General features: G+C 56.6%; 21 protein-coding genes. 10 read left to right on the forward strand and 11 right to left on the reverse strand.

All coding sequences use genetic code 11. The features are described from left to right. Genes OZ656_RS01680 through OZ656_RS01690 form a run of 3 tightly spaced genes read right to left on the reverse strand, consistent with a single transcriptional unit; the run spans position 1 to position 3,403 of the window. Entirely contained in the window at positions 1–1,638 is a 1,638-nt protein-coding gene (locus OZ656_RS01680) for a GMC family oxidoreductase (RefSeq protein ID WP_225316732.1), read from the reverse strand. 17 nt (positions 1,639–1,655) lie between these two features. Beyond that, the gene (locus OZ656_RS01685; RefSeq protein ID WP_041654913.1) at positions 1,656–3,068 is read right to left on the reverse strand and encodes a cytochrome P450; all 1,413 of its coding nucleotides are present in this window, start codon (positions 3,066–3,068) and stop codon (positions 1,656–1,658) included. 14 nt (positions 3,069–3,082) lie between these two features. Next, on the reverse strand, positions 3,083–3,403 hold the full coding sequence (locus tag OZ656_RS01690) for a 2Fe-2S iron-sulfur cluster-binding protein (protein WP_008170311.1): 321 nt from the start codon (positions 3,401–3,403) through the stop codon (positions 3,083–3,085). Positions 3,404–3,532: 129 nt separating this feature from the next. Here OZ656_RS01690 and OZ656_RS01695 point away from each other — a divergent pair, with 129 nt between their 5' ends. Next, positions 3,533–4,600: an AraC family transcriptional regulator gene (locus OZ656_RS01695; protein WP_014422290.1), complete on the forward strand. Its 1,068-nt coding sequence runs from the start codon at positions 3,533–3,535 to the stop codon at positions 4,598–4,600. 45 nt (positions 4,601–4,645) lie between these two features. Here the strand turns inward: OZ656_RS01695 and OZ656_RS01700 are convergent, their stop codons facing one another. Next, complete coding sequence (locus OZ656_RS01700) at positions 4,646–5,260, reverse strand: TetR/AcrR family transcriptional regulator (RefSeq protein ID WP_014422289.1); 615 nt, start codon at positions 5,258–5,260, stop codon at positions 4,646–4,648. 258 nt (positions 5,261–5,518) lie between these two features. Between OZ656_RS01700 and OZ656_RS01705 the strand changes: the two genes are divergently transcribed. Genes OZ656_RS01705 through OZ656_RS01725 form a run of 5 tightly spaced genes read left to right on the forward strand, consistent with a single transcriptional unit; the run spans position 5,519 to position 11,509 of the window. Then, the gene (locus OZ656_RS01705; protein ID WP_014422288.1) at positions 5,519–6,004 is read left to right on the forward strand and encodes a PaaI family thioesterase; all 486 of its coding nucleotides are present in this window, start codon (positions 5,519–5,521) and stop codon (positions 6,002–6,004) included. Beyond that, positions 6,001–6,492: a PaaI family thioesterase gene (locus tag OZ656_RS01710; protein WP_014422287.1), complete on the forward strand. Its 492-nt coding sequence runs from the start codon at positions 6,001–6,003 to the stop codon at positions 6,490–6,492. Before OZ656_RS01705 ends, OZ656_RS01710 begins: the two co-directional genes overlap by 4 nt. Then, the gene (locus OZ656_RS01715; protein ID WP_014422286.1) at positions 6,482–7,384 is read left to right on the forward strand and encodes an alpha/beta fold hydrolase; all 903 of its coding nucleotides are present in this window, start codon (positions 6,482–6,484) and stop codon (positions 7,382–7,384) included. Before OZ656_RS01710 ends, OZ656_RS01715 begins: the two co-directional genes overlap by 11 nt. 37 nt (positions 7,385–7,421) lie before the next feature. After that, positions 7,422–8,474, forward strand: coding sequence for an efflux RND transporter periplasmic adaptor subunit (locus OZ656_RS01720; RefSeq protein ID WP_058091240.1), 1,053 nt, complete (start codon positions 7,422–7,424; stop codon positions 8,472–8,474). Beyond that, positions 8,471–11,509: an efflux RND transporter permease subunit gene (locus OZ656_RS01725; protein WP_058091239.1), complete on the forward strand. Its 3,039-nt coding sequence runs from the start codon at positions 8,471–8,473 to the stop codon at positions 11,507–11,509. The genes OZ656_RS01720 and OZ656_RS01725 overlap by 4 nt, the downstream gene beginning before the upstream one ends. Positions 11,510–11,790: 281 nt before the next feature. Here OZ656_RS01725 and OZ656_RS01730 read toward each other — a convergent pair whose 3' ends face one another. From OZ656_RS01730 to OZ656_RS01760, 7 genes are all read right to left on the reverse strand, one after another. After that, positions 11,791–12,876, reverse strand: a complete 1,086-nt coding sequence (locus OZ656_RS01730) for an aldo/keto reductase (protein WP_058091238.1) — start codon at positions 12,874–12,876, stop codon at positions 11,791–11,793. An 84-nt stretch (positions 12,877–12,960) separates the two neighbouring features. Next, on the reverse strand, positions 12,961–13,767 hold the full coding sequence (locus tag OZ656_RS01735; RefSeq protein ID WP_008170335.1) for a dienelactone hydrolase family protein: 807 nt from the start codon (positions 13,765–13,767) through the stop codon (positions 12,961–12,963). 78 nt (positions 13,768–13,845) lie between these two features. After that, complete coding sequence (locus OZ656_RS01740) at positions 13,846–14,412, reverse strand: TetR/AcrR family transcriptional regulator (protein ID WP_008170337.1); 567 nt, start codon at positions 14,410–14,412, stop codon at positions 13,846–13,848. 43 nt (positions 14,413–14,455) lie between these two features. Beyond that, positions 14,456–15,124 (reverse strand): cupin domain-containing protein, encoded by a 669-nt coding sequence (locus OZ656_RS01745; protein WP_008170339.1) that lies wholly within the window; start codon positions 15,122–15,124, stop codon positions 14,456–14,458. A gap of 63 nt (positions 15,125–15,187) precedes the next feature. Beyond that, positions 15,188–15,808: a glutathione S-transferase family protein gene (locus OZ656_RS01750; RefSeq protein WP_041654905.1), complete on the reverse strand. Its 621-nt coding sequence runs from the start codon at positions 15,806–15,808 to the stop codon at positions 15,188–15,190. 316 nt (positions 15,809–16,124) lie between these two features. Beyond that, positions 16,125–17,045, reverse strand: a complete 921-nt coding sequence (locus OZ656_RS01755; protein WP_379944907.1) for a lipid A deacylase LpxR family protein — start codon at positions 17,043–17,045, stop codon at positions 16,125–16,127. A 520-nt stretch (positions 17,046–17,565) separates the two neighbouring features. Further along, the gene (locus OZ656_RS01760) at positions 17,566–19,029 is read right to left on the reverse strand and encodes a PAS domain-containing methyl-accepting chemotaxis protein (RefSeq protein ID WP_278349851.1); all 1,464 of its coding nucleotides are present in this window, start codon (positions 19,027–19,029) and stop codon (positions 17,566–17,568) included. 452 nt (positions 19,030–19,481) lie between these two features. Between OZ656_RS01760 and OZ656_RS01765 the strand changes: the two genes are divergently transcribed. The 4 genes from OZ656_RS01765 to phnE all read left to right on the forward strand — a co-directional run bounded on the left by OZ656_RS01765 (position 19,482) and on the right by phnE (position 23,499). Continuing rightward, a complete protein-coding gene (locus OZ656_RS01765) occupies positions 19,482–20,510 on the forward strand; it encodes an IS630 family transposase (protein WP_054645368.1) in 1,029 nt (342 codons plus the stop codon). Positions 20,511–20,952: 442 nt separating this feature from the next. Beyond that, a complete protein-coding gene (phnC, locus tag OZ656_RS01770; protein ID WP_011784779.1) occupies positions 20,953–21,798 on the forward strand; it encodes a phosphonate ABC transporter ATP-binding protein in 846 nt (281 codons plus the stop codon). Next, complete coding sequence (gene phnD, locus OZ656_RS01775; RefSeq protein ID WP_011784780.1) at positions 21,795–22,658, forward strand: phosphate/phosphite/phosphonate ABC transporter substrate-binding protein; 864 nt, start codon at positions 21,795–21,797, stop codon at positions 22,656–22,658. Before phnC ends, phnD begins: the two co-directional genes overlap by 4 nt. Positions 22,659–22,668: 10 nt before the next feature. Next, on the forward strand, positions 22,669–23,499 hold the full coding sequence (gene phnE / locus OZ656_RS01780; protein ID WP_011784781.1) for a phosphonate ABC transporter, permease protein PhnE: 831 nt from the start codon (positions 22,669–22,671) through the stop codon (positions 23,497–23,499). Positions 23,500–23,508: the final 9 nt, after the last annotated feature.

Raw genomic sequence — 23,508 nt, forward strand, 5'->3', positions numbered from 1 at the left:
TCAGCCGACCATCTCCCCGGCATCCTCAAGTATCATCGCGGCACCTTTCTCGCCGATCATGGTTGCCGGCTGATTGGTGTTTCCGCCGACCAGCGTCGGCATGATGGAGGCATCGACCACCCGCAGGCATTGCAGGCCATGCACGCGCAGGCGCGGATCGACCACCGCCATCGGATCAACACCCATCTTGCAGGTGCCAACCGGGTGGTACGCTGATTCACCGCTGCGCCGTACCCATGCGGCGAGATCGTCGTCATTCTGCAGCGCCGGCCCGGGCAAGACCTCAACCTCGTGGTGCGGGGCAAACGCCGCCTGCGCCAGGATCTTGCGCACCAGGTGGACACCGCGCACCAGTCGCTCGACATCGGCGGACTCGGCCATGTAGTTGGGGTCGATCAGCGGCGCGGCAAACGGGTCGGCACTGTGCAGACCGACGCGCCCGCGCGACGACGGCCTAAGCCCGTAGATCATCACCGCGTAGCCATAACCGCTCATCGCGGTCTTCAGGTCTCGCCCGTGATCGTCGTACAGCATTGGCGCGAAGTGCAGCTGCAGGTCGGGTACCGGCTCCTCGGGCCGGGAGCGGATGAACCCGCCGGCCTCGGCGCCGTTGCTCGACAGCACGCCCCGCCGACCGCTCAGATACGTCAAAGCGCCCCACAGCCCCTTGAGCCAGTAGCTCGGATGCATCGAGATGCTTTGGCGGCTGCGGGCGCTGACGCGCACGAACACGTCGATATGATCCTGGAGATTCTGCCCGACGCCCTCCAACGCATGGCGCAGTTCTATGCCATGCCGGGACAGCTCCTCCCGCGGACCGATCCCGGACAGCATCAGCAGTTGCGGCGAGTTGAACGCGCCGCCGCAGAGCACAACTTCGCGCCCGGCACGAACCTGCGTCAGCCCCTTTGTATCGCGGTATTCGACACCGGTGGCGCGGGTGTCTTCGAGTAGCACCCGGGTGACATACGCGCCGCTGCAAACCGTCAGGTTGGAACGCGCCGTGGCGGGTTCGAGATAGGCCCGCGCGTTGCTACAGCGTGTGCCGTCTTTCTGGTAGGCGTAGTAGAAGCCCACGCCCTCCTGCTCACTGCCGTTGAAATCTGTATTGAGCCGGTACTTTGCCTGGGTCGCCGCCTCGACAAACGCCGTGCTCAGCGGATTGGTATAGCGGCGCTCGGCAACGTTCAGCGGACCACCCTGACCATGAAATTCTGCCTCATTCGGCGTAAGTTTGGGCTCGAAATGTTCCGATCGGCGGAAGTAGGGCAACACCTCGGCGTATGACCACCCTTTGCACCCCAGCCGTGCCCACTCGTCGTAGTCCCGGGCATGCCCGCGAATATAGACCTGCGCGTTCATGCCGCTGGAACCGCCAAGCATCTTGCCCCGCGGCTGAAAAAGCGCCCGGTCGTGCATGTGACGCTGCGGTTCGGTATTGAACTGCCAGTTGTAGCGGCGGCTGAACATTAGCTGCAGGAAACCCAGCGGCATGTTCACGAAAGGGTTGCGGCGGCTCTCCGGACCGGCTTCAAGCAGCAGCACAGAATGGCGACCGCTCTCCGACAGGCGGCTGGCGACAGCACATCCGGCCGAGCCCGCGCCAACCACGACATAGTCAAATTGTTCGGTCGTCATCCTGGTTAGCCTGTTCATTAACTTTTTGGTGTCAGCTGGACCATCAGCTCCGAATAGCCCCGCACGAAGTTGGACTGCACGCGCTCCGGCTCGCCGACGACTTCGATCTTGTCAAAGCGTTTGAGAATCTCTTCCCATAGGATACGCAGTTGCAATTCGGCCAGGCGGTTGCCCATGCAACGGTGAACACCGTAGCCAAATGACATATGGTTTCGTGCGTCCTTGCGATCGATAATGAAGTGATCGGGGTCTTCGAACTTGCGCTCGTCACGGTTGCCCGAGGCGTACCACATCACAACGCGATCGCCCTTTTTGATGGTCTGGCCGCCCAGCTCAACATCTTGCTTGGCGACTCGGCGCATATAGGCCAGCGGCGTTTGCCAGCGGATGATTTCCGACACCATGTTCGGAATCAGTTCCGGTTTTGCCTTCAGTTTTTCGAGCTCCTTTGGGAATTCGTTCATGGCCACCAGGCCACCACTCATTGAGTTGCGAGTGGTATCATTGCCGCCAACGATAAGCAGCGTCAGATTGCCGATAAACTCCATCGGGCGATTGATCAGATCTTTGGTGTCGTCGTTGCTCTGTAGCAGGCTGATCAAATCGAAACCGGGCTCTTCGCCCGCCGCGCGGCGCGCTTCCTTATCCCTCCAGAGCCTGGAGAAGGACCAGGCCATGTCAGCCGCGTCGTCAAACATGATCTCTTCATCGGCATACTCGCCGCCGGTTGCCGATGCTGCCCCGGCCATCCGATCCGACCACTCAACCAGCTTGTGACGTTCCTCGTAAGGAAAATCCAGAAGGGTTGCGAGCATGCGACCGGTGAGTTCCTTCGATACAGTGGGCACCCAGTTGAAGGGCTGGCCCAGAGGCAGGCTGTCAAGCACATCGCCGGTACGCGATCGGATCAGCTCCTCCATTTCCTTCAGGTTCTTCGGTGCCACCACGCCTTGAACCGAGCTGCGCTGCACATCGTGTTTTGGCGGATCCATGGCTATGAACATTTCCACCGACAGCCCCTCTGGAGGGTCACCCAGAATGATTTGCGGCTCGGCGGAAAACAGGTCGTGACTCTTATCCACGAACATGATGTCTTCAAAGCGAGTCACCGACCAGAAGGGGCCGAAGGGGCTGTTCTTCTGGTAATGGACCGGAGCCTCATCACGCAACCGTTTGAAATAGGCGCGCCACTGATCCTGCCGATATAAAAACGGATTGCTGACATCGATGTCCTCAAGGGCCAGCGTGTTAACGTCCGGGATGGCTGATTCAACAAATTCGGGCACGGGCCGGCGTGGGCCGAAGGCCTTCTTCTTGGCGCCCATTAACAGTTTCAGCCCCTGGATCTGCCTGTGCATCGGCACCACCCTGGAGGTAGCATTAATCACTCGGGACTGAATGTCGTCAAATGTTTTGGACAGTGTTGGCATGCGTCCTCCTATGATCACATCTGGAACTCGGGTAAATGCACGGTCATGCCGTCCATTTCATCAGTAATGACCACCTGGCAGCCCAGGCGCGAAGTGCTTGCCCGCTCCGGGGTCATTGACAGCATTTGCTCTTCCTCACCACCAGGCGTACCTGTCTTTCTGAACCAATCGTCCGAGACGATCACGTGGCAGGTACCACAGGCACACTCTCCCCCACAATCCCCGTCAATACCGGGAATCAGATTGTCAACGGCGATTTGCATTACCGAGGAACCAGCTTTGAATTCAGCAACATGTTCAGTTTGATCATGTTCTATAAAAGTAATCTTGCCCATTATTGTTCTCCTGCCAGTAGTGTTCAGTAATAGATATTGTCTGTCTGACGACACTCCTGTCAGGTCATTTCTTGACAAGCTGAGGTCATTTAAAGACAAAATGACGATCATTTAGGACGGGGAAGATCGATGATGACGACGCAGAAGACGGGTGATTTGCAAAAATCCGGTCCCGGTATTCCATCGAATTACTCACGGCTCATTGCACGTGAGCTCGATTTAACAGCCAAACAACTGCCACGTCTGCTGCTCGGCACCGGGCTTGGTGTGACGCAATTCCTGAGCGAGGAAAGCCTGCTTACCGCAGCGCAGCAGGTGCGGATTCTGCGCAACGCACTGGATTTGTCCGGCCAGCCGGAATTAGGGTTATGGCTAGGCAAGCGACTGACCCCGGCAACCCATGGTGCGATGGGATTCGTGGCCTACAGCAGCCCCGACTTTCTCACTGCGCTGCAAGCGATTCATACTTTTCTGCCCACGCGCGCGAGCTTCATCCAACTGCATTTGCGGCAAGTCAACGAGCGCCTGGAATGTATTCTGGACTACCAGGAGTCGCTGGACGATGACATACAGCGGTGCCTGTCGGATGCGATGGTTAAGGCCCTTTTTGAATTTGGCGAGTTTATAATTGGTCGCCCTTTGCATGAGGCTGAAATATGCTTCGCTCATCCTGAACCCCCGTATCAGGCAATGTATGCCGATTTTTTGCCCGGGCAGATTCGCTTTGATTGCGACCAGTTAAAACTTACGTTGCCGATGTCGTTGTGTCAGGAACCGAATGCCTCCGCCAATCACGAAAACTATCGTCTGGCCTTGCAACAGTGTGAATCGATGCTTGCGCAACTTCAGTCGGATAAACCGAGCTATCAGACCCAGCTGAAGATGATGATGTTGTCCCGACCGCCCGGAACGCTCAGTGAAGACGAAGCAGCAGCCTCGTTGTTCATGAGCAAACGCACCCTGGCACGCAAACTCAAACAGGAACGCAGCGGTTTTCGGAAAGTTCGCGACGAGATTCTGTCCCAGCAGACAGCGACCTACTTGCGTGACAGCCAGCTGTCAATCGAGGCCATTGCCGCGTTGATGAACTATCACGACAGTGCCAATTTCAGACGCGCCTTCAAGCGCTGGTTTGACCAGTCGCCTGAGCAGTTCAGGCAAAATGTCAGATCACAAACCGTGCATCCGCATGATTAGCGATCATAAACAGAGGCTACTTGCTTGCGTTTGTGAAGCCAGAACCTATGCCTGCCCCCCTTTATTGATCACACCGTCCATAGCGATCTGCCAGATCAAGTCGCCAATGGTGTCGAGTGAATGAGCCCCGTTCGGGTCGAACCAGGTTGCAACCCAGTTGAGCGCCCCAAGGCCGATCAGGCGAAGCAGGCGGCCATCAATATTCTTGCGGACCACGCCCTGCGCAATCATTGTTTCGAGGATACCGGCCCACAGGGACTCGTACTGGTCACGCAGTTCGATGATTTCCTCGCGAGCCTCCGGGCCCAGCGCCCGCCATTCAAACAGCAGCACGTAAACCGCGTCCGAATCGACCAACAGGGCTCGCAGATGCGCGTTGATACAAAGACGTAAACGCTCAACCGGGTCATCCGAACTGGCGTAAGCCGACTCGACCTCTGCGGTAACCAGGTCCACCCCCCGGCGCATCAGCTCGACAAGCAGCGCTTCCTTGCTGTTGTAACGATAATACAGACTTCCGGGCAGCATATTGCAGGCCTCGGCAATCTCCTTGAGCGACGTCCTTTCAAAGCCTTTCTCACGAAAAAGCCTGGCTGCGTTAGACAAAACGTCGCCCTGGTCGCCCAGTTTGCTTGGAGGAGCCATCTGTCTGTTAACCATCGCTTAAGTATCTCCTCAGCAAGCCAGTTCGTTATTCATCAGAGCGGCCACCACCTGACTTGTTACACTGATCGTACGCCATTGCACGGGTGGCGTGCCATTTGCCTCAACAGATTCTTGACTTTTGGTTGGTTAACCAACCAAAATCCAGCAACAATGTTATTCGGAAGAAACTGACATGGCAATGACATATGACAATCAGCTGTTTCCCGCCACTTCCGCCCCTGTGCGAAATGCAAACCGGGGTGGGCAGATCTGATGACGGAGTCGAACAGAGCTCAGCACAGTGACGCTGTGACGACGGCGTGGCAGTTCACCGAACAGGTTCCCCACGGCAGGGATCTGGGTATGCAGGTTGTCTCTGTGAACGGAAACCAGGTCTGCATGCGCCTGACCCCACAGCCGTGGATGTTCGCCGAAGAGGATACAAAAGAAATCTGCACCAGCGTGCTCTACTCGCTGGCCGACTCCGCCGGAGGCTTGGCGGTATTCGCGGGGGCCCTGGAGTTGATGCCCATTGCCACGCTGGATCTGCGCATGGATTATCTGCGGCCCGCCATCGGCGACCGTGCCCTCTTGGCGGTGGCCACCTGTCGTCATTTAACGGACGAGGTCGCGTTCATCCATTGCGACATCCTCAGCGAGAGCGATAGTGCACTGTTAGCGACGGCAAACGCCACCTTCATGCGCAACACCCAGGGCCAGCGATTCCAGGCCGGTGGACGAAAAAAGGAGGGCGCATGAGCACGACTGGCGATTCGGCACAACCCATCTCAGGCCCTACCGAAAGCGGGAAAGAATGTTCCGACTGGCAGGCTCTGCTGGAGCGCATTCCCTACGCACGGCACCTTGGGCTTGAGGTTCAACGCGACGATGTAGGTCTAGTGGTTCATATGCCGTGTCGTGAAGCGCTCATTGGCAACTTTATGCTACCCGCCCTCCATGGCGGCGTGCTTGGCGCCCTGATCGAACTCACCGCGCGGGTCGCTGCGCAAAGCCAGGATACCGACAAACGTTGCCCACGCATTCTCGACAGCCACATTAACTACCTCCGTTCCGCGCAGGCCCGATCGACGTTCGCCAGCGCCGAAATTGTTCGACAAGGCAGGCGGAGCAGCCTGGTCCGGGTGACCTGCTGGCAGGGCGATAAGCGCAAACCGATCGCCAGCGGTCAGGTTCAGTTGTTGCTCCCGACAGTGGCGGCCAAAGAAGCAGATCTTCATGAACAATAAGCACAACAACCCTGAACGCGACCAATTCCAGGCGCCGGATGGCGCGGAGATCGCACTGTGGCGCTGGCCGCAATCCAAAGCGCGCCCCACGGTGCACTGGGCGCATGCAACGGGTTTCCATGGCCGCCTGTACCGCCCCCTCCTTGATGGGCTTGCCACGGACGTCAATGTCCTGGCCTGGGACATGCGGGGGCACGGGGCCAGCGCCGGTGCGGCGAACTTTTCGACATTCCGGGGCTGGGAAACCTACTATCGCGACATGACCGCTCTGCTGGGTAGCCTGGACGAGCCGGTCTGGCTCGCCGGCCATTCTATCGGTGCCACCACCAGCATCATGGCCGCTGCCCGACGGCCAGACAAAGTGCTGGGCCTGATTCTGGCGGAACCGGTGATCATGGATCCGGGGCAGGGCCTGAAGTTGTGGCTGGCCAAGCTGCTACGCCAGTCACATCGGTTGTCACTGGCCGCCGGAGCCGCACGTCGGCGCCGGGTATTCGACTCGCACGCTGCTGCGCTGGACAACTATCGGGGCCGCGGTGGCTTCAAGACCTGGCCCGATGCATGGCTGGAGGCCTACATCCAACACGCTTTTCTGCCGCAGGACGATCAAGTTCGCCTGGCGTGTGCGCCGGAGTGGGAGAGCACCACCTTTGCCCATACCGAACACAACCCCTGGCCCGGTATTCGTCAGTTGCGGTGCCCGGTTATCGCGCTGGCGGCGGAACGCGGGTCAACCTTCTCGCCGGCGGCGCAAAAACGTCTGCAGACCTTGTTGCCCTCGGCTGACGTGAGGGTTCTTGAGGGTACGACTCATTTTCTGCCCATGGAACAGAAGGAAGCCGTTCGCGATGCCATCCTGCAACTTGCTTTGTCCAGACACCGCGAGAACTGATACCCACACCTTGATTTTGCCAATCGGGACACCTGCCATGCGCTGTATGCTGACACTGTTTATCTCGCTGCTCATTCTGTCTGGTTGTCAGCAGTCTTCGGAACCGCCCCCAGAGGCCCGCGCCCCTATCCCCTGGGTAAAAACAGTTGAACTAAAGGACGCCGGCCCAACAACGCACAGATTTTCAGGAACCCTGCGAGGCCGCCACGAAGTTCCTCAGGCCTTTCAGATCGCCGGTCGGATTCAACATCGTTACATTGATGCCGGTCAACGCGTGGAAAAAGGCGACTTACTGTTCAAACTCGATACACGAGACCTTGTAGCAACGGCGGAGGGAGCCGCCGCGGATCTGAAGCGTGCAGAAGCGGCCCTGGCAATTACCACCAATGAGCTCCAGCGCCAACAGCAACTTGTGGGGCGTCAGTTTGTCAGCGAACAAACCCTGCAACGCCTTGAATTGGCAGAGCGTGAGGCGCGCAGCCAGGTGCAAACGGCTTCTGCACGCAATCAGCAGGCTCAGAATGCCCTGGGGTATGCGGAACTGAAAGCCGCCCATGCAGGCGTGGTCACTGAGGTCATCGTTGAACCCGGCCAGGTTGTGGGTGTCGGTCAAACCCTTGCCGTTCTGGCCGAAGATCAATCGCTGGAAGTCGAGGTTTTTTTGCCAGAGGGCAGTAGCCCGCCCAGGCGCGGTTATGTTCCTTTACCCAATGGCGAACAGCTTGCTGTGAGCCTGAGAGAGATTGCCGGGGCTGCCGACCCGGCAAGCCGGAGCTGGCGTGCCCGATACAGCCTGGAGGGGCCCTACCCCTCATCTTTAACCCTGGGTTCGGTGGTGAGTGTCCAGTTAGCACAGAAGCAAACCGCGCCCAGCCATCGCGTACCGCTGGGTGCCCTCGATGAGAGAGGGCAAACGCCGCAGGTCTGGTTGGTCTCCGATGGCACGGTGAAGCCCCTTGCGGTCGAGGTGATCGATCTGGGTGAAGAGTATGCGCAGATCAAGGCCGATATCAACGCGGGAACGCCCATCGTCGCGTTGGGGACACACCTGCTCACGCCTGGCATGGCGGTGCGGGAGCTGGCTCAATGAGCTTACCGAATCTTTCCGCGCTGGCAGTGCGCGAGCGTTCGGTCACCCTCTTTTTTCTTTTGCTGTCCGTTGTTGCCGGTTTCTACGCGTTCTCCTCCCTTGGTAGGGCGGAAGACCCTGCGTTCACCGTCCGGGCGATGGTGGTTTCTGTCGTCTGGCCAGGAGCAACCCCTGAGGTGCTGCAGAATCAGGTCGTGGATCGTCTGGAAAAGCGAGTTCAGGAGGTGGCGTATACCGATACCATTGAAACAACCATCCGGCCCGGGCAGGCCGCCATGGTTATCCGATTCCAGGATTCTACGCCCAGCGAAAAAGTGCCGGACCTCTTCTATCAAGTCCGCAAACGCATGCTCGATGAGAGGCCCAATCTGCCCCGGGGTGTGATCGGCCCCATCGTCAACGATGATTTCGCGGATGTGTATTTCTCCCTGCTGGCGCTGACGGCACCCGGGATGCCAATGCGTGAACTGACCCGAGAGGCAGAATCGATACGGGATCGCTTGCAACGGCTGCCCGGCTTGCAAAAAGCACAGCTCCTGGCGGAGCGTCCTGAGCGGGTGTATCTCGAATTTGATCAGGACCGGCTCAACAACCTCGGTTTGTCGGCAGAAGAGGTGTTGCAGGCGATAGAGGCCAACAACCGTCTTCAGCCTCTTGGCTTTGTTGATCTTGCCGGCCCGCGGGTTTATGTCCGCAGCAACATCGACCTGTCTGACCTTGAGCGCCTCACCTCAGTACCTCTGCGTATCGGAGACCAGCTTATCACCGTGTCTGATCTGGCCGAGGTGCGTTTAGGTTATGAAGATCCTTTGAGCTACATCGTCCGCTCCAACGGTGAGGATGCGATCCTGTTAGGTGTCGTCATGCGCGCGGGTGAAAATGGCCTGGAGTTTGGTGAGCGGCTGCGCGAGTTTGTCAGTGCCGAACAGGGCAGGCTGCCGCTGGGAATGTCAATACAGACCCTGACCGATCAGGCGGAAGCCATCACTCAGGCGGTTGATCTTTTTCAGGTCAAGTTTCTGGTTGCGTTGGTCGTGGTGATGGGGGTTAGCATACTGGCGATCGGTCTGCGCGCGGGTTTGGTGGTGGGCATTGCGATTCCTGTGACCCTCGGCCTGACTTTCTTGTTGATGAAAATGGCGGGCATAAACCTGGACCGCATCACCCTGGGTGCGTTGATTATCGCACTGGGTCTGTTAGTGGACGATGCGATCATCGCCATTGAAATGATGATTGTGAAGATGGAGAGCGGCTGGGACCGGGTACGGGCAGCCAGTCATGCCTGGAGCGTAACAGCCGCGCCCATGCTGTTTGGAACGCTGGTGACGGTGGCCGGATTTGTTCCCATCGGATTTGCCCAGTCCGGAGTGGGAGAATACACCGGCAACATCTTCTGGGTGCTCGCTTTTTCGTTGTTGATTTCCTGGGTGGTGGCGGTAACTTTTACGCCTTATCTGGGCGTCAAGCTCTTGCCCGATTACACCGGGCATACGGGCCAGGACCTCTACCAAAGCGCGTTTTATCAGCGGTTGCGTAGAGTGATCACAGCGTGTGTACAGTACCGGAAAACCGTCGTTTTTATCACAGTGGGTTTGCTGGCGATCAGTGCTTTCGGGATGGCAACCCAGGTGCAGAAGCAATTTTTCCCCAGTTCTGATCGCCCCGAAGTTCTGATCAGTGTCTACGCTCCGCAGGGGAGCGCTATTGCCACCACGGATCAAAGTGTCAGACGCCTGGAAGCGATTCTGATGGACATGCCGGAGGTGAAAAGCCTTTCCGCTTACATCGGTGCCGGTGCACCCCGATTCTTCGTATCGGCCAACCCCGAGCAGCCGGACCCGGCATTTGCCAAGTTGATTGCCATTGGGCAGGACGTTGAAGGGCGCGATCGCATCATCTCGGCGCTGGAAACCAGAATCGCGGCGGGTGAATTTCCGGAGGCACGAGTGCGGGTGACGCGTTTGCTGTACGGTCCCCCGGTGGTCTGGCCGGTCAGTTTTCGTGTGCTGGGTCCGGAATCCGATCAACTCAGAGAGATCGCGCACCAGATCCGCACTCTCATGACCGGGCATCCGAATATCGTCATGCCGCATCTCGAATGGGATGAGCGTGTGCCCACTCTCTATCTTGATATGGACCCGGAAAACCTGGGTTGGATGGGCCTGACCCCGGCGGAAGTTGCCCGGCAACTGCAGTTCCAACTCCGCGGAGTGGCCGTCACCGAACTGCGCCAGGGCATAAGGAGCGTTCAACTGGTGGCGCGTAATGCCCGTGGCGAAGTGATCATGCCGGAAGATCTTGAGATCAAAACCCGCGACGGCCGCAAACTTTCCGTACAGCAACTGGGCAAGTGGCAGGTTCGTTACGAGGACCCCGTCATAAAGCGTTACAACCGTGACCCCTTCCTGGCCGTTCAGGCCGATGTAGAAGGTGCCCAGCCACCGGATGTTACCAAGGAGATATGGAGTGCGATGACGGGCCTGCGCGAACAGTTGCCGGAGGGTTACCGTATTGAAATCGGCGGTACGGTGGAACAATCAGCCAAAGCCAATGCTTCAATCCAGACATTACAACCGGTGATGTTGGCGTTGATGCTGATCTTTATCATGCTTCAGATGCGTTCCTTTATCGGCACATTGACTGTTCTTGCCACCGCGCCACTGGGTCTGATCGGGGCTGTGCTGGCTTTGCTGCTGTTTAATCAACCCTTTGGCTTTACCGCGCTGCTGGGGCTGATTGGCCTGGGCGGCATCCTGATGCGAAATACCATGATTCTGACGCAGCAGGTGCAGGACAACTTCAAAGCAAGGATGGCTGCCCGGGAAGCCGTTGTCGAGGCGGCAGTCCAGCGTGCCCGACCCGTGGTACTCACCGCCCTGGCGGCCGTTCTGGCGTTTGTTCCTCTGACCTTTGACCTGTTCTGGGGGCCGCTGGCTTATGTCCTTATCGGTGGCGTGGCGGTCGGCACTCTGATCACGCTATTGTTTGTGCCGGCGCTTTATGCTCTTTGGTTTCGCTTACAGATGGAAGATTGAGGTAGGTTTGAATGAGCGCCAATTTTGTTAGCAATTACATTTCACTTAAGTCTTCCAGGAAGGTGATTGAGTTCTGAAATAACCCTTAGACACGACCTGTTTTGCCGCCAACACCAGAACCGGTAAAGTCAGGTGTTGAAGCAGCCAGGAGAGTCGTCGAAGTGGCCAGTAGGCACGGACGTCTAAGTTTTGACAGCATTAACGGTTTTTCCAGCATAGCGGCTGCGCCGTCGGGGCGCAGCACGATGTGAAGGTTGGGTTGGGTTGGGTCGGTTTTGGAATCAGGACTCGGTAGAGTTTCGGTACCCGGCCATCATTGCCATCATCCAGCCCGGGTACTCCTCGGGCAGGCGGCTGACTTCATCCAGGGCTATCAGTTCATCGTCGGACAAGCGGATTTGGGCCGCGCGGATATTGTCCCTGAGCTGCTCGGGCCGCTTGGCGCCAACGATGATGCTGGTCACAGGCTTCTGGTGTAGCAGCCATGACAGGGCAATCTGTGCCACATTGACCGGTTCGCCGTCGATCTGTTTGCCATCGGCAATCTCCCGCATAACCTTGATGACTTCGCTGCCCCGCTCGCGGTTGACGGGTGGAAAGTCAAACTTGGCGCGCCGGTTTTCTTCGGAAACGTCCGGCCCCTCGTATTTACCGGACAGGTAACCCCCGGCCAGTGGGCTCCACACCATCAGACCAACGTTCTCAGATTTCAGCATCGGAATAATATCCCGCTCCAGATCGCGACCTACGAGGGTGTAGTAGGCTTGCATGGATATGATCGGGCACAGGTTGCGGGCCCGGGTGATGCCGATGGCTTTCATCACTTGCCAGGCGGCCCAGTTGGACAGGCCCACGTAACGCACATGGCCTTGCTGCACCAGGGTGTTCAGTGCCTCCAGAGTTTCCTCGATCGGCGTGGCCGGGTCAAAACCGTGGATCTGGTACAGGTCAATATAATCCGTTTGCAGGCGCGCCAGGCTCGCCTTGCATTCGCTCATTATATGGCCGCGGGAAGCACCACGGGCATTGGGGCTTGCGCCCATGGGGCCGAGCACCTTGGTCGCCAGCACCACATCTTCGCGGCGAACGCCGAGATTCTTCAGGGACTGGCCGACGATGCGCTCACTGGCGCCGAAACCATAGATGTTGGCGGTATCGATAAAGTTGACCCCCGCCTCCAGGGCGATCTTCACGAGTTCGTCGGCCTGTTCCTGCTGCAACTGGCCGATCAGGCCCCAGATGTCCTCATCGCCGCCGAAGGTCATGGTGCCCAGGCACAGTTCGGATACGAACAGCCCCGAGTTGCCCAGCGACTTGTAGCCTGGACGATTGTCTCCATCGAACAGTGGTAAACTCTCAGTTGCCATGTTGCACCTCATCATGCTTTTCGGTTGGTGTTCCAGAATTCACTGTAAATACTGCCGGTTTCGGTTTGTTTGCACTCGCTTGTGTTACTGGGTGAAGATGGCCTTGTAGAAACGCATGGTGCCATCCCAGGAACGGCTGGCAGCCTCTTCATCATAACCAACCGGCATGCCGAACTCCTCGGCGATCTTGTCGGCGCCTGGGTTGGTGAATGAGTGCAGTACTCCGGGAAAGCTCACCAGTGTCAGGTCGACTTCGGCATCCTGCATCTCCTTGACCAGGCCCGCGACCTGATCCGAGGGGACCAGCTTGTCGGCACCGCCGGTGTACACCTGGATCCTGGCTTTCACGGACTCGGGTTCAGCCGTGAGGGGGCTGCCGAGCGCGCCGTGGAAGCTGACAACGCCGTCCAGATCGACGCCCATGCGCGCCATGTTGAGAACCACGGCGCCGCCAAAACAATAACCCTGTGCCGCAATTCGGGACGCATCAACACTTTCGTGGTTCTTCAGGATGTCCATCGCCTTCATGAAGCGCGCCTTGACCTGACTCATGTCCCGAGTGGCTTCCTGCATGAACTTCTGGGCGGTATCGGGATGGTCGGCTTGTTTGCCAGAGCCATACATATCCAGCGCAAACGCCGTATAGCCGGCCGAGGCAAGTCGTTCTGCCTGATTCCGGGCAAATTCATTGTGCCCCCACCATTCATGGACCACCAGAACCCCCGGACGCTTTTGCCCGAATTCATCATCCCAGGCCATGTAGCCGGTGAAGGTCTCGTCGCCGACTTGATACTCGATGGTTCTGGTTTGCGTTTCTGCCAGTACCTGCGTACTTGCAACAGTGAGTGACAGCGTGGCTGCTGCCAGTGCTGTTTTCAGGGTGCTCATCATCTGTTTGCTCCTTTTCGCTCGTTATGAGTCAATTTGCGTAGCGATTCTGTACATCAAAGCGCGATTCCTGTCCCGTCGTTACTGGCAGCGGGCGCGCAGCAGTCGCGTTGCGGCATCAAACACGGCGAGGTCTTCTTCGGTGCGCGCGGCAAGGTGGGCCCCTTCCAGCATCGCCAGGGTCGCCTGCGCTTCATCGGCGGGACCCAGGATGGCCGAGACGGATCCATCCCTTTGTCCCAGTTCAAACGTTGCCGTAATCCACTGCAGAACCATTGCGCGAACGGCGCCGACTCTGGCAATAACGGTGTCGGACAGGCTTTCGCGGCAGGTCGAAAAGGCAACGCACAGACACACGGTCTGGCCATCATGCAACGCCCCGCGGTACAGGGCAATGAGTGCCTTGAGGCGCGCGCCAGCGCTGGCATGGGCTGCGTCTATCTCGGTCAGACCCTGCTGCAGACTGGTCTGATAGCGCTCGATCAAGGCTTCGGAGAGCTTCGCCTTGGTGGGGAAATGATAATGGATCGAGGCCTTTCGAATGCCGATGGCCTCGGCCAGATCCGCGTAGCTGAACCCGTCAAAGCCCCGTGACCGGACGGTGTGCTCGGCAAGATCCATCAGGGCTGTTCTGGTATCACGGTTCATGGTTGTTCACCTGTCTGCCTTTTCAATCCCGCTATTGCCGGGCTTATACCCTCGGTGCCCCGGCAAATCGCAGGTGCCCCGTTTTCATCCAGATCTTGGCGCCGTCGTCCCCGGCCGTCACGGACAACCTGTGTCCTTCAGGGAGGCGCAGCCAGTCATGCCTGGCCAGCACCTCGCCATCCCTGATAGCCGAACCTTCGACCACCAGCAGTTCGATTCCGCCGGGCGCCTCAGAGGTCAGTGTCGCCCCCGCATCGAGCTGGCTGTAGGTCACGATCTCACGATCGTCCTCATGCAGCTTTGCGGTGGCAACGCCGCCCACTGGGGCGCCCAGCTCGGCCTCCATATTCTTGCTGAACTGGGTGCGGTCGGCCAGGTCGAACTGCCACAGTTTCACAAATATCGTACAGCCCGTTTCAGAGCCCGGAATATGTGACGTGGTTGGGGGGTTGCGCACGTAGGTGCCAGCAGGGAAGTCACCGTGCTCGTCCTGGAACACGCCATCGAGTACGATGAATTCTTCTCCACCGGTATGGGTATGCGCCGAGAAATGACTGCCCGGCGCATAACGCACGATGGTCGTGGCGCGGGCAACTTCGTCCCCGATCCGGTCCAGCATGCGCCGCTCCACCCCTTTCATGGGCGAGGGCTGCCATTCAATCTGGTCGGAATGCATAACCACCGGTTTGGAGAAATCTGCATTAATCTCCATGATATTCCTCCCTTTTGTGCCCTTCATGTTTTCAGCGCTTGCATTAAATCCGAAGGTTTCGGATTACCCGGCAATTGAAGGACGGGCTGCGACTTTTGCGCGCCAGGCCTGGAGATTGGTCAGAGACTCGGGAATGTCAACCTTCGCGAAATCCGCAAACCCCAGGCCGGCAAAGGCGGTGATGTCTGCGACCGAGAAGCTGTCGCCTGCGAGAAACTCGTTGTCCGCCAGAACGCTGTCAAGGTAGGCCATGGTTGCGCTGGCAATTTCTTTCTGTTTATTACCCCACTCAGCGCATTGCCAGGTTTCCAGATCCGGACCAAGCCCCGGGGTCGCGTGGTGGAAATAGGCACCCACGGCGTTCATCAGACCGTTTTCTGCCCGCAGATTCATCATTGCGATACGGGCACGCTCCGCTGGGGTTGTACCCATAAGGGACGGACCATCAAAGACGCCGTCGATATATTCGGTGATGGCATTGCACTGGGCGATGCAGGTGCCGTCGTCAAGTTCCAGCATGGGCACGGTGGCATCCGGGTTTTTCGTCTTGAACGCCTCGGAACGGTGCTCGCCGCCCATGACATCGACCGGGACGAATTCCACCTGGTTTGTTGCGCCTTTTTCTGCCAGAGCGATGCGAACGCGGAGCGGGTTCGGGAAGCCTTCGATATCGTAGATTTTCATTGATTGCCTCTGTTGGTCATTAAACATGCGCCAATTAATCTACCTATTAGTAGGTAGATGTGCAAGAGGCAATTTGATTGTTCTGCTTTTCTTTGCGCTGTTGACAAGACATTCCAAACGCCAAGAACAGCCCGGGCCTTCTTGCAGTACATAGCCAAACCAAAAAGCCAGCTTCTCAGTTAGACGATTTGATAAATATCGAAGTGTTTTTGTTGAAAGAAGCGTGTGCGAAAGAGCAGCCGTGAATGTTCGCTTATGTTTAACAGCAGGAACAAGCGCCACCACATCCCGTAAGCAACGGTCAAAACCGACCTTTCTATATTGCCCAAGAAACTGACAGTGTTCCAAAGCTGAAGTTGTCTTTATGGCGCTCGTCTTCGCTGGTCGAGGCACGCAATGTGACCGCGGCCAGCAGGTGATCCCACTGCCAGGTAGCACCCAGACCAAGCTGACCAATCAGCGGCCCTTTGTCGAAACGGTAAGCCCCGGCATTGTCATCGATGTAGGAATAGCCTACATACTCCAGCCCCAGCCCCACATATACTGACCAGCTACTGCCTGAATCCTTGAACGAGCCCGGCAAAGCGATGGTTGAGGATGTACCAGCGTAGTCCGGCACAGAATTTATAGGAAGGTGTCTGCCAAGCTGCCAGACCAACCCGGTTTTAGCGGAAGTCCGAAAACTCGACAGTAGTCCGGATCCAACCACCGACACACGCTGTTCAATGTTGCCGCCCTGCCCGAGTTGCAGGAGTTTTCGGCCATGCGCAGCCTGTATGCCACCCACCACATCGGTTCCAAGCTGATTCCCCCACCCTTGCGGCTTGTCGCTTCCAGTGGCTTCGTGCACCCATTTCTGAACCGACTCGGCACCGCTTTCGGGCCCAATAACGCCAATGTGAGCACCAAAGCCGGTAATCGTATCGGCGTTCCAGCTCCAGAGAGTGCCGCTGAGCGACAGGTGGCCGGCATAGGGAATGTCGTCGAACTGCGGACCTTCAACCGTAATATCTTCAGGCGTAACCATGAATTGCCGCAAACTCAGGCTTACCGCCTGCTTTGAATCAGCAGTTCCAATACCTGGCAGAAAGCGCAGCTCATCACGCAGAATCCGGGCAAATCTTGCCGACTTTCCATCGTTCTCGTCAGCGGTGTCCGTCAGATACGAAAAGCGTACCCCGTTTGTATAGCCGCGATCGGTTCCGGTAAGCAGGTCGTTATCCCAGGACAGGTTCACGACTTCAGCCTTCAGGCTGGTTGGGAAAACACTAATGACGAAAAACAGCAGGAGGGCACATCCGCAGCGACAACTCAAATCCAGTCTCTCCGGTTGATACAAGAGTTAACAAGCATGGCCTATGTCGAGTCATACCGTTACAACGGCCACTCAATCAGATGTGCAGACTAAGTCGCTTTCCCTCGCTTTTCTAAGTTGGAGCAGCGGTCATTCTGTCCTGTTAGAGCCATCTCTAACCTGACAAGTGTGTGCCCAAACCTGGGATAAATCGTGTAACTAGCGGTGTTAAAAGAATTTTTTTGAGCTTCCGCCCGACCTGCAAGTTACTGACGAACAACGATTTAGACCCACCGACCTCACTCCAAACCGCCCCCAATCGGCGCCCTCCGGAGGCAAAGGTCATAGGTTCGAATCCTATCGGGCGCGCCATTATTTTCGAAGGCTTGCGTGAGAACGCAGGCCTTTTTTGTTTGTCTTTGCCCAAAGTGTTTCGAGCGTTTTCAAAAGCGGCGAATCTGGCTTATTTGAACCGCACCACCAGCTCATGCAACTCAGCCGCAATTTTCTCCATCTTCTCGACACTGGCGGCCGACTGCGCCCCTTTCTCAAAGTTCACCGACGCGAGCGAGGAAATGCTCTCGACCTGCTCGTTAATCTGGTCTGAAACCTGCGCCTGCTCCTCCACAGCGGTGGCCATCTGAATCGCCATTTCTGCAATGGTATTCACTGAGTCCGCGATCTGGTTCAGGGTCTTTTCCGCATCCAGCATACGGTCCAGCCCACTGTCTGAAGCCAGATTACCCTGTTCGGCGACCCTCACCGATTCGGACGACCTTGAGAGAAGCTTGTCGATGATCCCGTGAATCTCCCGAGTGGAATCCTGGGTACGCTGGGCCAGGTTCCGGACCTCATCCGCCACCACCGCGAAGCCACGCCCGTGTTCCCCGGCTCTGGCAGCTTCAATCGCGGCGTTCAGAGCCAGCAGGTTGGTCTGCTCGGCGATGTCTTCAATGATCTTCGCCACGTCTGCAATCTTTTCACTCTCCGTCGCCAACTCACCGACGGAGCGACTGATGCCATGAACGGTGGTTTTCAGTTCTTCAATAGACTGCCTGGTCGAGGCGATAACCTGGCTGCCCTGTTCCGCCAATACCCTGGCCCCATCGGCTTTGTCGGCGGTTCGCTGCACGTTTTCGGAGACTTCGCCGATGGTCTGCGACATTTCATGAACTGCAGCAGCCACCTGCTCGGTCTCGGCCTGCTGTTTCCTCATGGTGTCCTGGGCCTGAGAGGAGTATTCCAGACCTCTGACTGCGGCAGTCTTTACGCCGGCGGCAGAATCTTCAATCCGGGTCAACACGGCGTCAAGGTGGGCTTGTTGCGCTCTGACCGCCACTTTGATGCGCCCCAACTGCAGGTCATCATCGGTGTAGCTTCGCGCTGCCAGGTTGTCAGTAAAGGTATTACCCATCATATCGGTAACCGACTGAATCAACCGGTGCCTAGCTATATTCATCCAGATCGCATAGGCGAGCACACCCACCGACAGCAAAAGCTCCGACAACACTTGTTGGCCTGAGAGAAATAATCCTCCGGCTGCCATCAACAATCCAAAAAGGCACCAGGTGCTCGGCGCCACCCGCTGCCAGAACGGGATCCCGGTTTTCCCTTCCCGAATCGACTTGTAGAGTTTCTCAGCCCTGGCCACATCCTCCCGGCCCGGGCAAGAGCGAACGGATTCATAACCGACAACCTCGCCATTTGCGGTCACCGGTGTGACGTAGGCACTGACCCAATAGAAGTCGCCGTTCTTGCAGCGGTTTTTCACCAGGCCCATCCACGGTCGGCCGGCCTTGAGGTGAGACCACATGTTCTCATAGGCTTTCGGAGGCATATCCGGATGACGAACGATATTGTGCGGTTGACCAATCAACTCATCCCGGGAAAAACCGCTGACCGCCACGAAAGCGTCGTTACAGTGCAAGATCTTTCCCCGCAGATCCGTTGAGGAAATCAGTTTTTGCGATTCCGGAAACGTTCTTTCGTTCCCGGTTATGGGTAGATTCTGTCGCACGAGGTTCGTCCTTTTCAGCCTGGCCGGTTGTTGTCGGTGGGGCGGCGATTATCGCTGTCCCGTTGCCCAGTTCCAGTTTGTTTTGTAACGAACAGCCACAAGTCCCATAGGCCTCTCTCAGGCGCTCCATACCTTTTTAATCGGGGTGTGGTTTCAATGAAAAGGTTATTCAGGGAGGTGGCAATATCAGGCAGCCTGCGAGAACAATCCCTTTCCTCACAGGTTAAAGAATAGACGATTTCGGAATTTCTGCGCGACAGCAGCAAAAAAAAAATAAAGCCATTTACTAATGGGTTCGAAAGTAAGCGAACATCATTTATAATGTAGGCTCCGTTCGCCAAGCTTATCGGATATTTACACACATGCGCCACGATGACGGTCGTAAACTTGATCACAAAACATTAGAAGCCATTCGCGTTCGCGCCGTTCAACGGGTCATGGATGGCGAGAGTCCAGAAGTCGTCATCAAAGCGCTGGGGATGAGCCGAGCACGAATCTATGAATGGCTGGCTGCCTACCGCGAGGGTGGCTTTGACGCGCTCAAGGCCAAGCAGATTTCCGGTCGTCCCAAGAAACTGAGCGGTGCTCAGATCCGGGAGCTGTATATCTGGATAACGACCTTTACGCCGGACCAGTTGAAGTTTGATTTTGCCCTGTGGACTCGGGGCCGAGTGCGTGAGCTCATCCGGCAAAAGTTCAACGTCCGGTTAAGCGATGTCTCGGTCGGTCGTCTGCTTCGAAACCTGGGGCTGACGCCTCAGAAACCCCTGCATCGGGCCTACCAGCAAAAGCCAGAGGCCGTGAAACAATGGAAAGAAGAGACCTACCCGGAAATTCGCAAGGAAGCAAAAAAAGTCGGCGCCACCATCTATTTCGGCGATGAAGCCAGCATTCGGTCTGATTATCACAGTGGCACCACCTGGGCACCCAGGGGTGAAACTCCGATCATCCGTAATACGGGCAGTCGCTTCAGCATCAATCTGATCTCGGCCATCTCGCCTCGCGGCGAGCTTCGCTTTAAGACCATTCAGGGCAACATGAACACCGATGCGTTTCTTGGTTTCCTCAAGGCTCTGGTGCAAGACGTTGACAAGCCGGTTTTCCTGATCCTCGATAACCACCCGGTTCATCATGCTCGTCGGGTTCGAGACTATGTTGAGAGTCTCGACGGCAAGCTCAGGTTGTTCTTCCTGCCGCCGTACTCGCCGGAGCTGAATCCTGACGAGTCTGTTTGGGGCTATATCAAATACCATCACGTCGGTAAAAAGATCATTAACAGCAAAGAACAACTTCGGAGCACTGTTTACCGGCAGCTTCGACGTTTGCAAAAATTGCCACGACTATTGAAATCGTTTTTTGGCCATCCGGATTTGGCTTATATCTCCGGGTAATGTTCGCTTACTTTATTTCGAATTAGTAAGTGCAAGGCTGTCCTTGCCCACCCTTAAGGCCACACCTTGAATTGCTGCCCGTTTCCAGATCCACCCCACCATAGTCAGCACCTGGAAGCGCGACCTATTGGAGAGCGCGTCCGACCTCCTCGAAGGCAAGAGTATAGTCGGTAAGCAATTCGATGAACTCAGCACGGACGAACTGTACCGTGAGATTCGCCGACTGACGGTGGAACGCAATTTTTGTTGCTTAAGCTCCTGGGTGGCTCGTTCCACTTTGGCTGAGCTCCATGTATTTCACAGAGCCCTTCGGAAAATCCTTGCGAACCAAAAGCACTTCATCAAACTGTCACGTCAGTGACACGACGGTGTCATCTCTCAGCTTTATCGTTCAATTGTAACTCGCAATACGGCGAGCTTATTTATTGCAAAAGGTGATCCTGTGGCCCCAACTCAATCAACCAATGTGATGCTTCGAGTCGAGAGTATGGGCGTAACCTACCCGGGAAACGTCCTCGCGCTCAAACCCACCAACGTTCACTTTCACAAGGGCGAATTCACCGTGCTACTGGGACTTTCAGGCGCGGGTAAATCCACTCTGCTTCGTTCACTGAATCACCTGGTTAAGCCCACAACCGGGAAGGTTGTGTCTGGCGAGTTTGGTGAACTGACCAACCGTAGAATCCTGCGACAGCACCGCAGCCGCACCGCCATGGTGTTCCAGCATCACCAGCTGATCGAACGATACACCGCGTTACAGAATGTGCTGACAGGCAGACTTGCGTATCACGGTACTTGGCGAAGCCTGCTTCCCCTGCCCCGGCAGGACCTGGAGTTGGCTCTGCAATGCCTCGACCGCGTAGGTCTGGCTGACAAAGCGCTTTCCCGAGTAGATCAGTTGTCCGGCGGCCAGCAGCAGCGGGTTGGAATCGCCAGAGCATTGGTGCAGCAACCATCCATGATTCTTGCCGATGAGCCCGTTGCCAGCCTGGATCCGGCCACTTCTGAAAAGGTACTCGGCCTACTGCGCGATATTTGTCAGGAAGATGGAATCACCGCGGTTATTTCCTTGCACCAATTGGAATACGCCCAGCGTTTTGCAGACCGGATCATCGGCCTTTCGAACGCTCATATCGTTTTTGACGATGCTCCTGAAAACCTGAAATCGAAACACCTGGACGAGATTTACCACCGTTCACCCAGCGTGGTAGCTGCGGAAGGCAAACCAGCCATCCATAAACCTAAGACCACCCCGATAACGACAGACGTACTGGAGATAGCACAATGAAGACAATGATTCACTCTTTGCTGGCTCTGATAATGATGCTCGGCATCCATTGGTCAGCCCATGCCGCAGATACAGACCCTGATCTTTTGAAAGTTGCCTTGCTGCCGGATGAGAACGCGTCAGAACTGATCAAGCGAAACCAACCTTTGAAGGATTACCTGGAAACCACTCTTGGTAAGGAAGTAGAACTGATTGTTACCACCGATTACTCCTCCATGATCGAAGCCATGCGTTTTGGCCGAATTGACCTGGCTTACTTTGGTCCGTTGTCCTATGTGATGGCCAAGAGTAAGAGTGACATTGAACCCTTTGCCGCCATGGTGGTAGACGGGAAGCCGACTTATCGCTCCATCATTATTGCCAATGCGGACTCTGGCGTTGGCTCCTTCGCGGATATCAAAGGCAAGAAAATGGCCTACGGTGACCGCGCATCCACTTCCAGCCACCTGATCCCCAAGACCGTACTCCTTGAGAAGGCAGAGCTCGAAGCCGGAAAGGACTATGAGGCTCATTTCGTCGGTAGCCATGACGCTGTTGCGGTTAACGTCGCCAATGGCAATGCCGACGCCGGAGGGTTGTCCGAAGTTATCTTCGAGCATGTGATGGACCGCGGTTTGATTGATCGGAGCAAGGTCAAAGTGCTGGGCTACAGCGGTGACTTTCCTCAATACCCCTGGGCCATGCGTTCGAACCTGGCCCCTGAGCTGAAGAGCAACATTCAGAAAGCCTTTCTGCAGATCGATGACCCGGAGATTCTCGACAACCTGAAGGCTGAGGGATTCGCGGCAATTACCGACGAAGATTACGATGTCATCCGCGCTATGGGTGGCCTGCTCAATCTTGATTTCGCAAAAATGTGAGGAGTGCCCCATGAACTATACAACGACGGAACCGGCGACTCTGTCGCCGGCCCCGTCGGCCTCCGTGCTGGATGAGCACGCGAAAGGCTGGCGGAAAAAACTCGGACAGTCGCTGTTAGTGCTGCTCATCATTTTTGTCGCAAGTTGGTACGTAGGGCTGCTCAATTTCAATACACTTGCCAATGGCGTGCCAGCCATAGGCACACTCATTGGCGAATCTCTTCCACCTGACTTCACCAATGTGGCCAGCTGGGTGTCGCCGTTAATCGACACGCTTGCGATGAGCATTGCCGGTACTGCCATTGCAGTAACCTTGTCTGTGCCACTGGCATTCCTGGCTGCGCGCAACACCTCTCCACATCCGGTGGTGTTCCAAGTAACTCGAACCCTTTTAAACGGTTTGCGTTCAGTCCCGGAACTGATCATGGGCATCATCTTCGTGGCTGCTGTTGGTTTTGGGGCGTTGCCTGGCGTACTGGCGCTCGGTCTTCACTCCATTGGCATGGTTGGAAAGTTTTTTGCCGAAGCGATTGAGCATGTAGATGAGGCGCCAGTGGAAGCGGCCGATGCTGCCGGCGCTACTCGCTTGCAGGTGCTCTATCACGCCGTGCTGCCACAAGCACTTCCTCAATTCGCGGACGTGTCCATTTATCGCTGGGAATACAATTTCCGTGCCTCGACCGTAATGGGCATGGTGGGTGCCGGTGGTATTGGCTTCGAATTGATGGGCTCGCTGAGAATCATGCAGTATCAGGAAGTCAGCGCCATTCTCATTGTCATCTTGTTGATGGTCACCGTCGTGGACAGTCTCAGTGGCCGCCTTCGTAAGAAATTCAAATAAGGAACGTCG

The organism is Marinobacter sp. LM1, assembly GCF_042763285.1.
Classification (GTDB): domain Bacteria; phylum Pseudomonadota; class Gammaproteobacteria; order Pseudomonadales; family Oleiphilaceae; genus Marinobacter; species Marinobacter nauticus.